Consider the following 13581-nt stretch of genomic DNA (forward strand, 5'->3'; position numbering starts at 1 on the left):
GATTGAATGCGCTTCCAAGGCCTTGGTATAGTTTTTTCAGACAGGGATCTACAACGTACTTCATCCTTCAGCCCAAAAGGAGTGAGCGGTACATGCGCGAACGGAAGCCCGAAGAACTGTATGACCTGATCATCGTCGGAAGCGGCGCCGGAGGGATTACGGCCGCGATTGCGGCTGCAAAGCGGAAATTAAAAACGATTATTATCGAAAAAGGCAGCACGTGGGGAGGATCATCCTCCTTGTCCGGCGGAGGCATCTGGATCCCGAACAATCCCGTTTCCGTCGCGGCCGGATTGAAGGACAGCTTCGAAGAAGCGCTGAACTATATGGAGACCGTCATCGGAGACGTCGGACCGGCCAGTTCGAGAGAACGAAAAATGGCATTCCTAAAGCAAGGTCCGGAAATGATCCGGTTCTTACAAAATGAAGGCGTTAAATTTGTCCCGGGGCTGGCGTACCCCGATTATTACCCGGATCGGCCGGGCGGGAAAATCGGACGCTCCCTCGACTGCGATTTCTTCGACCGTTCGAAGTTAGGCGAGGTTGGCAGGACGATGCGCGTATCGCCGCTGCTTCCTCCCATCCCGTTCGCTACAAGCGAAGTCGCCCATCTGCCCAAAGCTTTTACGAAATCCGAGCATTTTTTCAAAGTCATCCGCATGTTCGCCCGCGGCGCGAAATTGAAGTTTAAAGGCCAACAAGCTTTAGGGCTCGGCAACGCGCTGGTCGCTCATTTGATGTATATCGCCAGAAAGTACGACGTTCCCCTTTGGTTAAATTCCCCATGTCAGAGACTGATCGTGGAAGACGGGAAAGTCGTCGGCATTGAAGTGAAAAAGGACGGGAAGCCGCTCGAGCTGCGGGGAAAAGCCGTTTTGCTGGCGGCGGGAGGATTCGAGCGAAACGCCGACATGCGCAAGACGTACCAAGGAGTCGGCGCCGATTGGACGGTCGCAAACCCCGACAATACCGGGGATATCATCCGGCAATGCATGGAAATCGGCGCGGATACGGCTTTGCTGGACGATTCCTGGTGGGGAGCCGTCGCCGTCGATCACAAAGGGGAGCGTCATTTCCTCGTATGGGAAAGATCGATGCCGCACTGCATCGTCGTAGACCAAGACGGTCAGCGCTTCACGAACGAGTCCGCGTCTTATGTTGACTTCGGGCACGATATTCTCGAACGCAACAAGCGGTTCGGCAATGCGATTCCATCCTGGCTTATTATGGAAAGCCGCCACCGCAACCGGTATATTTTCGGGATGGCGATGCCGCGATTCACCCCGAAGGAGTACATCGACGGCGGGTTTTTCATCAGGGCGGACACATTGGAGCAATTGGCTCGCAAATGCAATATTCCAAGCGAGGGGCTGCTCAGGACGGTAGCCCGATTCAATGCCATGGCCGAGAACGGGGTCGACGAAGATTTCGGCCGCGGCAGAACCGCCTATGATCAATATTACGGCGATCCGCGATATAAAAATCCGAATCTAGGCAAGCTTGAGAAAGGCCCCTTTTACGCCGTGAAAATTTATCCTGGCGATCTAGGGACGAAAGGCGGTATGGTCACCGATGAGCATGCGAGAGTGCTGCGCGGCGGCCAGCCGATTCCCGGTTTGTATGCGACAGGAAACTGTTCCGCTTCGGTCATGGGACGCACGTATCCGGGACCCGGCTCGACGCTCGGACCCGCCATGACCTTCGCCTACATCGCGGCCAACGATGCCGCGTCGAGAACGGAATAAAGCCCGCAATCGCTTGTCCGCCGTCCAGAAGCAACTCGAATAAGCCGGGGGTTATGCTCCGGCTTTTTGGCTGTCTGCGACGATATTATTTGCGAATGATTTCCAATATAATCAAAGCGCTTTCCTAATTGGAGCAGGGTAGTAGACGTGCTTTGGCGTAATCGACACTTTGGCAAATTCGGTTCTCACGCGGGAGTCGGCGTACAGCCCCCTTGCCGACATTTCCGAGAATACCGCCGCGATCAGATCCGGATCCTGCGAGGGTCTCGTCCCTTCCCCGAGCACGTCATGCTGGAACAGCTTGCACCAGAACTCCAAAATCGCTTCATCGGCACATCTTTTTACTTCTTCCAGACAAATGAACATAATTTATCCCCCAAAGTGAGGCAAGGTTACATCCTAGTTATTCCATTGAAGTTATCTTACACCATCAGACTGAACAAACTCTGAAACTCACATAGATCTATTTGCGGAAAATTCAGATTACATAGATTTACAGGTTGCAGCAGGGCGTTTTTTGTGATCGAACTCGGTTAAGGGTATACTGAGGGCAGGATTTATATACCAATCCAAAGGGAGTATTCCATTGAAAACCGAAGAACATTTGCGGAAAACGAACCGCTTGATTCATGAAAAAAGCCCTTATTTGCTGCAGCACGCTTACAATCCGGTGGACTGGTTTCCTTGGACGGCGGAAGCGTTCGAGAAAGCCGCGAAGGAAAACAAACCGATTTTCCTCAGCATCGGCTACTCGACTTGCCATTGGTGCCACGTGATGGAACGGGAGTCGTTCGAGGACGAGGAAGTCGCGGCGCTCCTCAACCGGGAGTTCGTCTCCATTAAAGTCGACCGCGAAGAGCGGCCTGACGTGGACAATTTGTACATGACCGTCTGCCAGGCGATGACGGGGCAGGGCGGCTGGCCGCTCACGATCGTCATGACGCCGGACCAGAAGCCGTTCTTCGCCGGCACGTATTTCCCGAAGCGGCGGAAGTTCGGACGGAACGGCTTGATCGACATTTTGGAGCAAATCGCGGCCAAGTGGCGCGAGAACAAGCAGCTCGTCATCGACGCGGGCGAGACGGTGGCGGACCAGACGGCGCGGCGCATGATTTCGAATTTGAAGGGCGAAGTGACGGAGAACACGATCGACGAAGCGTTCGTCGCCTTCAAGCAGTCGTTCGACGCGGAGTTTGGCGGCTTCGGCGAACAGCCGAAATTTCCGCGGCCTCATAACCTCATGTTCCTGATGCGCTACTATGCGGAGATGGGGGAAGAGGACGCGCTGCGCATGGTCGAGAAGACGCTCGACGCGATGTACCGCGGAGGCATGTTCGACCACATCGGCTTCGGGTTCGCCCGCTATTCGACCGACCGGGAGTGGCTCGTGCCGCATTTCGAGAAGATGCTGTACGACAACGCGCTGCTCGGCATGGCTTACACGGAAGCGTATCAGCTCACCGGGAACGCGCGCTACCGCGAAATCGCCGAGCTCGTGTACGCGTACGTGCTGCGCGACATGACCGAGCCGAACGGAGGGTTTCATTCGGCGGAGGACGCCGATTCCGAAGGGGAGGAAGGCAAGTTTTACGTTTGGACGCCGAGCGAGGTGCGCGCGGTGCTCGGCGAGGAGGACGGCGATTGGTTTTGCGGCGTGTACGGCATCGAAGAGGGCGGCAATTTCGAGGGACGAAGCATCCCGAACCTGCTGCACGGGACGCTCGAGGCGCAGGCGGCGCGCAGCGGGACGGATCCGGCGTCGTTCGTCGACCGGGCGGATCGGCTGCGCCACAAGCTGTTCCTGCATCGCGAGGAGCGCGTCCGCCCCGGCAAAGACGACAAGGTGCTGACGTCGTGGAACGCCCTCATGATCGCGTCGCTCGCGAAAGCGGCTGCCGCGTTCGATCGGCCGGAATACGCGGAAGCGGCGGAGACGGCGGCTCGCTTCCTATTCGACAAGCTGCGAACGTCGACGGGCCGGCTGCTCGCGCGGTACCGGGACGGAGACGCGGCGTTCCCGGGGTATATCGACGACTACGCGTTCCTCGCTTGGGGGCTGATCGAGCTGTATCAGGCAACGTTCCATCCTAAGTGGCTGCAAGCGGCCGAGGCGCTGACGAAGGACGCGATCCGGCTGTTCTGGGACGAGGACAACGGAGGATTTTATTTCTACGGCTTGGACGCGGAGCAGCTGTTCACGCGGATGAAAGAGGTGTACGACGGAGCGCTGCCGTCCGGCAACTCGGTGATGGCGAGCAACCTGCTTCGGCTCGCCCGCATGACCGGCGACAACGAGCTGAGCGGTTACGCCGAGCGCACGTTCCGGGCGTTCGCGGGCGCCATTAGCCAATACCCGACGGGGCACGGCATGATGCTGACCGCGCTGCAGCTCGCCTACGGCAAGCCGCAGGAGGTCGTCATCGCGGGCGAACGCGGCGCGGCGGATACGGAGGCGCTCATCCGGGCGGCGAGGGAGACGTACGCGCCGCAGGCGGTGCTGCTGTTCGCCGACGAGCGGCTGGCGCACCTCGCGGACAAGCGGCCGGTGAACGGCACGGCGGCGGCGTACGTATGCGAAAATTACGCCTGCGGCGCTCCGGTGACGACGGCCGAAGCGCTGCGGGAGGCGCTGAAGACGGAGGAAGACTGATCACGAGCTCCCACGGAACGCGAAAAACGGACCGTCCCCTGAATTGAATCGGGGACGGTCCGTTTTTGCATCTTTCCTTATTTCGCTCGCAGCAGTTCGGTCCACAGCTCCGCGGGCTCGTACCCGAGGCGCCATGCGGCGACGCCGGCGAGGTCGTGCGTCTTGGCGAGCTCGACGCGCTTCTTGATCGAGGCGATATCCTCCATCCAGAAGACGTATCGTTTCCCGTCCTTGGCGTACTCGACTTTCGTAAGACCGTAGTTCGGGTCTTCGGTTCGCGTCACCTGCGCGCCGGCCATCGCGGCTTCGATGTCTTTCATCCATATGGCGCGGTTGCCGACGAGCTTGCCGGAGGCGTCGAGCTCCCACACCCGGATGTAGAACGGCACGCCGAGGAGCAGCTTGGAGCGGGGGATGCCGTAGCTGAGGAATTCCGTCACGCCTTGCTCCGTCCAGCTCATGCCGGCGACCGGGCCGGGGGATTCGCTGCCTCGATAGAATTGATCGTATGTCATGATTGCGACGTAGTCGACGTATTGATGCAGCTTCTCATGATCGAACGCGGTCAGATGGTTCCAAGCGGCGCTGCCGCGCGGCAGGTCGATCGAGACGGTGAGGCCCTTCGCGCGGGCGGCTTCGCTGAGCGCCTTCACGAAAGCGGTGTACCGGTCGCGGTCGGAGCCGGCCAGCGACTCGAAATCGATGTTGACGCCGTCCGCCTGCAGCGCGACCAGCCGGTTCACGAGCGACTCGATGAACTTCTTCTGCGCGGCCTCGTTCGCGAGGAACGCGCTCGTCAGCTTCGCGTCGAACTGGTTGTGGACGAGCGGATGCACTTCGACGCCTTGCGTCTTCAGCCATTCGACCGTCCGCGGATCGGATTCGTCCTTCAGCGCGCCCGAGGCGTCTTCGAGATAAAACCAGGTCGGCGAATCGATGTCGAGACCTTGCGTATTGGACACGTGGCCGACAATGGTGTCATGCTTCGAAGTGCCGTTCCACGCCAAATACACGAGCTCGTCCATATTGTCCCAGATGCGCACTCCTTCGAGCGTGACGACCTCGCTGTTCGCGAAGCCGTTCGCGTACGCCGCTGCGGCGGCGGGGGTGCCGAACCCTTGGAGCATCTTGCCGGATTGGAGCACTTTGTAATACGTCTCGTTCGACCAAATGCGTTTCCCGTCCCACAGGATAGACGCTTCGCTCAGCTTCGATGCGGCGGCGATCGCCTGCGCGAGACTCGGGAACGTCGACGTTTTCGCGCCGTTCTGATGGACGGCGTACCGGTGGACGTTGCTGAACACGACCGTTTGGGTGCCGGTGCGGACGACGGTGGAATTGGCCCACTTGCCCGCTTCCTTGATCGCGTCCTCGATGTACGCGAAGCCCCAGTTGTCCAGCGTTTTCCCGCTTTGGTACACGCGGTACGCCTCCGAGCCGGAGCGAAGCTCGGCTTTGCGCGCGGCAGGGATGTTGTCCCAAGCCCAGCGGTTCGTCGCGTTGTCGATGACGTACGCGTTCGCCCATTTCTTCGCTTCCTGCTGCGCCTTCGCGAGCGTCGGGAACGTCCAGTTCGGGAGCGTTTTGCCGTTTTGGTAGAGCGTAAATCCCGGGTTGTCGGGGTAGTTGTGCCACACCCAGCCGCCGTCGCTCAGCTTGCGGACGCTGCTGTTGGCCCATTTTTTCGCTTCCGCGATCGCTTGCTGGGGCGTGGCGAATTCCCACTCCGGCATGCTTTTGTCGTTCTGGTACACCTTGAACTGCGGGAAGTTGTTCCACACCCATGCGCGGGTGCCGATCTGTTCGACATAGGCGTTCTTGAGGCTTTGGGCGTAGGCAATCGCTTGATTTCGGTCCGAAAATTCTCTCAGCGCGTTCGCGTTTTGATAGACGCGAAACTTCGACGTGCGATCTCCGGCCGCCTCTGCCGCTGTCGGCAGCAAGGAGCCGAACGCCAGCGCGCATGCGACGGCCGCGGCGGCCGCGGGTTTCCATTTCATGCTGCGGTAAATCTCCTCTCTCGTCATGCGAATCTATCAATCTCGTAGTCTATTACGAGAGGAGAGGCCGGATAGTTGCGCTCCACGATTTGCCAAATCATGAAAAAACCGCTCATCCCTTGCGGGACAAGCGGTTTTCCGGTTCGAAAATATTTTTACTTGATGTCGGCGACGATCTCCTCTTCCAGCCGGAACGAAATGTCGCCTTTGTACGCTTGTTTGCCGTATCGGTTCAGCACGTATCTCGCGACCGCTTCGGCCATGTTCGCCTCGATCCAGACGATGTCCCGGCCTTCGACGTGCAGTTCGGCGGAGAAGCCGAGTTCGTCGTCGTACACAAGCTCGACGCGCACGTTCTCGGGGCGTATGCCCCGGCGCTCGGCCATATGCAGGCAGATCGCGTTCACCAGCTCCGCTTCCTGCAGCCGAATCAACGGTAGTCGCCTCCCGGGCGGCTGTACTTCTTATACTTGCGGTACATGTTGCGGATAAAGACGAACAGCAGCGCCAGCGCCAGACCGTTGATCAACAGGCCGAGGATGGAGCCGAAGGCGCCGAGTCCGGACAGCAAGCCGCCGAACATCAGGCCGGCGAGTCCGCCGAGCATCAGGCCGCGCATGAGACCCCCCGCGCCGAAGCCGGCGCCGGTGCGAGGCGCCGTGCCCGGCGTCGTCGTGCCGGTCCGGTTCGTCGCGCCGTTATCGACGTTGTCGGTGCGCTTCGGCGCGGCAGGCGCTTCAGGCGTGTACGAGCGCGACGGCGAGCGGTAGCGCGGTTTCGCGTCAGCGTGTTCGATGAGCGGTGCGGCGACGGCGAACACGAGCGAGAATGCGAGAAACAGGGATGCGATTTTTTTCCACATAAGCGATGATGTCTCCTTCTTCTTGGGCATGTACATTGCTAATACGTATAATGTAGGCAGCGGTTTCAGAAAATATGCCGTCATTTGGTATAATGCACTCAGATGAACGGCGAGAGGGGGACGGCCGCATTGACGAAAGAGCTGCCTGAAGCGTATTTGCGGTTTTTAGCGCATTTTCACGGGGATCGGGATTATTTCGAATGCCATGAGCTGCTCGAAGAATATTGGAAGGAACATCCCGAGTCGCCGTATCGGCAGGCCTGGGTCGGTTTGATCCAAGCGGCCGTGGGCATGTATCATTACCGCCGAGGGAATGCCGCCGGAGCGGCGAAATCGCTCGCGGGGGCGCTGCGGCGGTCGGAGCGGGCTCCGCTTCGTTCGCTCGGCATCGACGCGGAGCGGTGGATCGAGACGCTCGAAGGGGCGCTGGCGGCGGTTCGCGCCGGAGCGCCGTATCGGGACGTCGACGTGCCGCTCGCGGACGAGCGCGTGGCGTCGGAAGGGCGCCGCCGCTGCGAGGAGCTTGGATACGCGTGGGGCGCGCCGAGCCGGATGGACGAACCGCAGCTCATCCACCGGCACACGCTGCGGGACCGCAGCGACGTTATCGAAGCGCGCCTTCGGTCGCTCGGCTCGCGCCGCGGCGATCGCTGACGACGATGCCGTTGCCGTAAATTTGCCCGTCCGACGACAGGCGGAAGGTGCGGCGCTCCGGCGAATAGTCGAGGCGAAGGTTGTCCTCGAAGAACACTTCTTGGCGCTTCAGATACGTCACCGGAAGAGCGGGCGCGTTCGTCTCGGCTTCGAGCTCGTCGGGTTCCGCGGCGTTCGTCAGCCACAGGCTCGCGACGCCGCTGACGGCGCAGCCGCAGCCTTCCGAGTCGTACACGAGGCGAATCCGGTCGCCCGGTTGACGTTCGTAAGAGGCGAGCCGTTCGACCGCCGCGGGAGTCATGGAAATATTTATCATTTTTCTGCAGTCCTTTCGTTGCGCTTCGTATTTTGCTTATTGTATCATTTTGAACGAAGGTTGAAAAAGGAGCGATGCGGATGTCGGCGGTGCAAGCGCGGTTGGAGCGGTACTTGGAACTGATGAAGAAAATGAAAAGCTACGAGGAAGCGCTCGGCGTCCTGTATTGGGACATGCGGACGGGCGCGCCGCGCAAAGGGCTCGAGACGCGCGCCGAGGTCGTCGGCGTCCTGTCGACGGAGCTGTTCAAGCTCGGCACCTCTAGCGAGATGGGCGAGCTGCTTGCGGCGCTAAGCGAGAGGGAAGCGTTCGAGTCGCTGTCTCGCGTTCACCAGCGGAGCGTGACGGAGAATAAGAAGGAATACGACCGTTCGAAAAAAATTCCGCCGGAATTGTACCAAAAATACGTCGTGCTCGCTTCCCAAGCGGAGACGGCGTGGGAAGAGTGCAAGCCGAAGAGCGACTTCGAAACGTTCCGCCCGTATTTGGAGCAGGTCGTAAGTTACCAAAAGCAGTTCATCGAGCTGTGGGGATACGAGGACAACAAGTACGATACGCTGCTGGATTCATACGAGCCGGGCATGACGGTGAAAAAGCTGGACGCGGTGTTCGGCGCGCTCCGCGAGAAGCTGGTGCCGCTGGTCGCGGCGATCGCCGAGAAGCCGCCGCTCGATACGTCGTTCATGCGCCGGAAGGTGCCGACGGAGCGGCAGCGGGCGTTCAGCGAATATATATTGAAGGAAATCGGCTACGATTTCGCGGCCGGCCGGCTCGACCCGACGACGCATCCGTTCGCGACGGGACTCAATCCGGGCGACGTGCGGGTGACGACGCGGTACATCGAGGACGATTTCAAGAACGCGCTGTTCTCGACGATTCACGAGGGCGGGCATGCGTTGTACGAGCAAAATATTTCGCCCGAGCTGATCGGCACGAACCTGTGCACGGGCACGTCGATGGGGATCCACGAATCGCAGTCGCGCCTGTGGGAAAACATGATCGGCCGGAGCCGTCCGTTCTGGGAGCGGTATTACGGCGAGCTCCAGCGGATGACGCCGGAGCTCGGCGACGTCGCGCTGGATGATTTCTACCGCGCGGTCAACGAGGTGAAGGCGTCGCTCATTCGCACCGAAGCCGACGAGCTGACGTACAATCTCCATATCATGGTCCGGTACGAGCTGGAGAAGCTGCTCATGAACGACGAGCTGCAGGTGGCCGATTTGCCGGAGGCGTGGAACGCGAAATATAAGGAGTATCTTGGTATCGAGCCGCCGAACCACGAGCTCGGCGTGCTGCAGGACGTCCATTGGTCCGGCGGCGGCTTCGGCTACTTCCCGTCGTATTCGCTCGGGAACATGTACGCGGCGCAAATGATGGCGGCGATGCGCGAAGCGCTCCCGTCGTTCGACGCGGATGTGGCGGCGGGCCGCTTCGAGCCGATCAAGGCGTGGCTGACGGACAAAATCTACAAGCACGGCCGGCTGCTCACGCCGTCGGAGGTCATCCGCAACGTCGCGGGCGCGGAGCTCGATCCGACGTTCCTGACGGATTATTTGGAGAAAAAATATAAGGAAATTTATAAGCTGTAACGACGCGGGAGGCGCCCTTCGGGGCGCCTTTGCCGTTTCTCGGGGCGGGGGATGAGGCTGGGCGAACGCACAACTTTTCCGCAACCGGGACATTCGCACATCCGCTTTCCCCTCTCGCGCCGTATGATGAGATTAATTCCGGAACGAAAGGGGGACCTCGGAATGACGGCAGTAGCTGGCGGCGGATACACGACGACGGGCGCGATCCTGGTTCTCTTCATCCTGCTCGTGATTATCTCCAAGACGTTGCTTTACTAATCGCAGGTTTCCGGGGGCGACGCCTCCGGTTCTTACATAAATAGGCGTTCCGCCTCCAACGGTCCGCTGCTCAGCTCCGTCAGGTGCAGCTCTTCGAGCGCTTCGATGTCTTTCAGCAAATGTCCGGTCAAGATGCACGCTGCCGTCTGATCCTTCGCGATCCGGCCGGCCGCGCGCAGCCGCAAGACGCCGGCCAGCGTCGCCGCCGACGCCGGCTCGCAGCCGATCCCTTCCCGGTCGATGACCCGCTTCGCCTCCATGATTTCCCGATCCGACACGGCGACGGTCAAGCCGTTCGACACCCGAAGCGCGCGCAGCGCCCTGCGCCAACTGGGGGGATTGCCGATGTTTAACGCGCTGGCGCGCGTATGCGGCCGGGGCTCTGGCGTCAATGTTTCGGCGCCGTCGCGAAGCATTGCATGGAAGGGACTCGCCCCTTCCGCCTGCACCAAAGCGATTCTCGGAATCGCGTCGATCATGCCGAGCGCATGCAGCTGTTCCAGCGCTTCGCCCAGCGCGGAGACGTTGCTGAGGGCGCCTCCCGGCAGCGCGATCCAGTCGGGGGTGCGCCATCCGAGCTGCTGCGCGAGCTCGAACGCGATGCTTTTCTGTCCCTCGATGCGGTAGGGGTTGACGGAGTTGCACACGTATAACCCAAGACGACGGGCATGCTCCCGGAGAAATCGGATTCCGTCGTCGTAGGTGCCGTCGAACGGAATGACGCAGGCGCCGTAAGCCAAGGTTTGAATGACTTTCGTCCGGGAGACGCCCTCGGCCGGAGCGAGCACGAAGGCGTCAAGACCGGCCCACGCGGCGTACATGGCGAGCGAGGCGGACGTGTTCCCGGTCGACGAGCATACGAATCGGGTCGAGCCCGACAGCTTGCCGTGCGTGACGGCGACGGCCATGCCGTTGTCTTTGAACGAGCCGCTCGGATTTTCGCTTTGCGCTTTCAACCACAGCTTGCGGACGCCGGCAAAGGCGGCGAGCCGCTCCGATTCATACAATCCGGTGTTGCCTTCCCCCCGGTAAACCAAGGCGTCCTCCGGAAATTCGGGAGCGATCAGCTCGCGGTACCGCCACACTCCGCTGGAATAAGGTCCGCTGCGCAAGGCGAGACGGTCGTCGAACAGCCGCTTCAACCGTTCTCCGTCCAGCTGCGCCGTCGGCCTGCGAATATCCCAAAGGTCTGCGCCGCAGCCGCACAAGGCGTCCGACCACTCGCCGACGCGGCGCATGCCGCATGCCGTGCATTCCAGTTCGGGTACTTCATGCATGGTAACATTCCCCTCCTCTTCGTATGACAATCTGGAAGATAAGAAAAGGATAGCCGCGATTTACGTATAAATAAAATATATAATAATAATGAATGCATAAATTAAAATTATATAAATGGGGTGGTGCGGGTGAATCTTCACGCGCTGCGGCTATTTCGCGAGGTGTCCCTGACGGGGAGCGTATCCGGCGCGGCGGAGCGGCTGCATATGAGCCAGCCGGCCGTGACGATGCAGCTTCGCAAGCTGGAGAAGGAGCTCGGGTTTTCGCTCACGCGTCCGCACGGCCGCGGCATCGAACTGACGGAGTCCGGCCGATGGCTGTCCGAGCAAGCCGAACGGTTCTTCAAGCTGGAGGCGGACATCAAGGATCAATGCGAAGCGTTCAAGCAAGGCCGGCGCGGCCGGCTCAAACTGGCGGCGACGTATTTGCCGGCGAATTTCCTGCTCCCGGGCTGGATCGCGGCGTTCCGCCGAAGCCGTCCGGAATTGTCCGTCTCCGTGTCGTCGGGCAACGCCAGCAGCGCGCTGGCGAAGCTGCTCAATTTTGAGGCGGAAACCGCTTGGATCGGCGGGCGAACGGCGTTCCCGAGCGCCGTCGACGCCTTCCGCTGCTACGAGGACGAGCTGTGGTTCGTAGCCGCGCCTCGCCATCGCTTCGCTGGGCGGCGCTGCACGCTCGAAGAGCTGGCGGAGGAGCCGTTCATTTTGCGCGAGCCCGGGAGCTTTACGAGAGAAGCTTTGTATTCTTTATATCATGCGGCCGGTTTGACGCCGCCCTCGCCGGCCGTACAATTCGAAGGCCCGCAGGAAACGATCCGCGCCGCCGTCGAAGGGATCGGCATCGCCTACGCGACGAAATTGGAGGTGGGCGCCTATATCGATTCGGGGGTGCTCGCGAAGATCGACACCGACGTCCCGCCGATGACGAATCCGATTTCCTGCTGCACGAGGGCGGGAGACGCGCTCTCTCCCGCTGCCGAGGCTTTCTTGGCAGCGCTGCCTGCCGGGCGGCGGGGGTAGCGCGCTTGCCGATCGCGGCGGCGGGCTGGGCCGACTGGAAACGGGAGCCGCTTTTTTAGTACGATAGGTGCCATGGAGGGACATACCTTATGGGCATCCGAGTTATTAAAACGGCGATCGCCGCCGTGATCGCCATCTACATAGCGCTTGCGTTCAACCTGACGTTCCCGCTGTCCGCGGGGCTGCTCGCCATCCTCGGCGTCGACGTCACGCGCAAGCGCAGCTTGCAGAGCGCCTTCGTCCGCATCGTTTCGTCGGTCGTCGGGCTGCTGTTCGCCATCTTCGTGTTCGACGTCCTCGGATTTCACGTATGGGCCATTGCCTTGTACATCTGCATCGCTTATCCGGTGCTCGCGAAATGGAATTTGAAGGACGGCATCATTACGAGCTCCGTCATCGTCTTCCATGTGTTTACCGAGGAAACGCTGGCGCCGTCGATGATCATGAACGAATTGTACTTGCTTCTCGTGGGACTCGGGTCGGCGACGGTCGTCAACTTGATCTACATGCCGAGCTGGGACAAAGATATACGCGCGGAGAAGGAGCGGACGGAAGAAGCGATGTCCGCCGTGTTTCGGGAAATCGCGATGCATCTGCGGGACCCGGGCCGGGAATGGGACGGGCGCGAGCTGCTCGACGCGGAGGACGCGATCGACAGGGGGGCGGAATTGGCGGCTCGCTCGTCGGAGAACGCCCTGTTCCAAGGGGAAGAAGAGTGGAGGACGTATTTCGTCATGCGGGATCGGCAGCTCGAGGCGATTCGGCGCATGCTTGTCCTGATCGCGAGGGTGTACGCCGACCTGCCGTACGGCCGGATGACCGCCGAGCTGTTCGACGGCCTCAGCAACGACGTCAAGAGCGAGTATTACGCGGGCAACGTCGAGAAACGGCTCGCGGAGCTGGAGGAGACGTTCCGGGACATGCCGCTTCCCGCCACGCGGGAGGAGTTCGAAACGCGATCGGCCCTGCTGCAGCTGCTCTTCGACTTGAAGCATTACTTGTCCATCGCCGGGGCGATGAAGAAGCGGAGAGCGGCTTTAGGGCTTGGAAAAACAAAATAAAAGAAGTAATCACAATAGACGAATGTCCTGCATACAATTGAAATTGAATGATTGTATGGAGGAGGTTGTAAGATGGTTGCAGATAACGATTTGCAGTGCCGTGAGATCATCACGAAAGCGGTCTGCGGCAAAGGTCGTAAGTTCTCTCA

At 60.3% G+C, this 13581-nt stretch carries 14 protein-coding genes; 8 read left to right on the forward strand and 6 right to left on the reverse strand.

All coding sequences use genetic code 11. The features are described 5' to 3' along the window. The first annotated feature begins 92 nt into the window (after positions 1–92). Complete coding sequence (locus VE009_RS10720) at positions 93–1745, forward strand: FAD-dependent oxidoreductase (protein WP_325007381.1); 1653 nt, start codon at positions 93–95, stop codon at positions 1743–1745. A gap of 111 nt (positions 1746–1856) precedes the next feature. On the opposite strand, the gene VE009_RS10725 is transcribed toward VE009_RS10720, so the two are convergent. Continuing rightward, positions 1857–2111, reverse strand: coding sequence for a hypothetical protein (locus VE009_RS10725; RefSeq protein ID WP_325007383.1), 255 nt, complete (start codon positions 2109–2111; stop codon positions 1857–1859). Between the two features lie 220 nt (positions 2112–2331). Between VE009_RS10725 and VE009_RS10730 the strand changes: the two genes are divergently transcribed. Next, positions 2332–4395, forward strand: coding sequence for a thioredoxin domain-containing protein (locus VE009_RS10730; protein ID WP_325007385.1), 2064 nt, complete (start codon positions 2332–2334; stop codon positions 4393–4395). Between the two features lie 77 nt (positions 4396–4472). Here the strand turns inward: VE009_RS10730 and VE009_RS10735 are convergent, their stop codons facing one another. The 3 genes from VE009_RS10735 to VE009_RS10745 form a co-directional block, all read right to left on the reverse strand. Continuing rightward, positions 4473–6395 (reverse strand): glycosyl hydrolase family 18 protein, encoded by a 1923-nt coding sequence (locus VE009_RS10735; RefSeq protein ID WP_325007387.1) that lies wholly within the window; start codon positions 6393–6395, stop codon positions 4473–4475. 155 nt (positions 6396–6550) lie between these two features. Beyond that, a complete protein-coding gene (locus VE009_RS10740) occupies positions 6551–6829 on the reverse strand; it encodes a DUF2653 family protein (RefSeq protein ID WP_325007389.1) in 279 nt (92 codons plus the stop codon). Further along, positions 6826–7257: a hypothetical protein gene (locus VE009_RS10745; RefSeq protein ID WP_325007391.1), complete on the reverse strand. Its 432-nt coding sequence runs from the start codon at positions 7255–7257 to the stop codon at positions 6826–6828. Before VE009_RS10745 ends, VE009_RS10740 begins: the two co-directional genes overlap by 4 nt. A gap of 129 nt (positions 7258–7386) precedes the next feature. Between VE009_RS10745 and VE009_RS10750 the strand changes: the two genes are divergently transcribed. Next, positions 7387–7911: a DUF309 domain-containing protein gene (locus tag VE009_RS10750; RefSeq protein WP_325007392.1), complete on the forward strand. Its 525-nt coding sequence runs from the start codon at positions 7387–7389 to the stop codon at positions 7909–7911. Here VE009_RS10750 and VE009_RS10755 read toward each other — a convergent pair. Continuing rightward, on the reverse strand, positions 7862–8227 hold the full coding sequence (locus tag VE009_RS10755; protein WP_325007394.1) for an iron-sulfur cluster biosynthesis family protein: 366 nt from the start codon (positions 8225–8227) through the stop codon (positions 7862–7864). The two genes, VE009_RS10750 and VE009_RS10755, sit on opposite strands and share 50 nt — an antisense overlap. Before the next feature lie 74 nt (positions 8228–8301). Here VE009_RS10755 and VE009_RS10760 point away from each other — a divergent pair, with 74 nt between their 5' ends. Both VE009_RS10760 and VE009_RS10765 read left to right on the forward strand, forming a co-directional pair. Then, positions 8302–9816, forward strand: a complete 1515-nt coding sequence (locus VE009_RS10760; RefSeq protein ID WP_414694816.1) for a carboxypeptidase M32 — start codon at positions 8302–8304, stop codon at positions 9814–9816. 162 nt (positions 9817–9978) lie between these two features. Continuing rightward, positions 9979–10074, forward strand: coding sequence for a YjcZ family sporulation protein (locus tag VE009_RS10765; RefSeq protein WP_325007397.1), 96 nt, complete (start codon positions 9979–9981; stop codon positions 10072–10074). A 32-nt stretch (positions 10075–10106) separates the two neighbouring features. On the opposite strand, the gene thrC is transcribed toward VE009_RS10765, so the two are convergent. Further along, positions 10107–11351, reverse strand: coding sequence for a threonine synthase (gene thrC / locus VE009_RS10770; protein ID WP_325007399.1), 1245 nt, complete (start codon positions 11349–11351; stop codon positions 10107–10109). 129 nt (positions 11352–11480) lie between these two features. Here thrC and VE009_RS10775 point away from each other — a divergent pair, with 129 nt between their 5' ends. From VE009_RS10775 to cotE, 3 genes are all read left to right on the forward strand, one after another. Next, entirely contained in the window at positions 11481–12371 is an 891-nt protein-coding gene (locus VE009_RS10775) for a LysR family transcriptional regulator (RefSeq protein WP_325007401.1), read from the forward strand. Positions 12372–12460: 89 nt separating this feature from the next. Beyond that, entirely contained in the window at positions 12461–13432 is a 972-nt protein-coding gene (locus VE009_RS10780; RefSeq protein ID WP_325007403.1) for an aromatic acid exporter family protein, read from the forward strand. Positions 13433–13504: 72 nt separating this feature from the next. Further along, positions 13505–13581, forward strand: a 77-nt coding sequence (gene cotE, locus VE009_RS10785; protein WP_325007441.1) for an outer spore coat protein CotE, incomplete at its 3' end; no start/stop codon positions are given.

Origin of the sequence: Paenibacillus sp., from assembly GCF_035645195.1 — a bacterium.
Lineage (GTDB): Bacteria > Bacillota > Bacilli > Paenibacillales > YIM-B00363 > Paenibacillus_AE.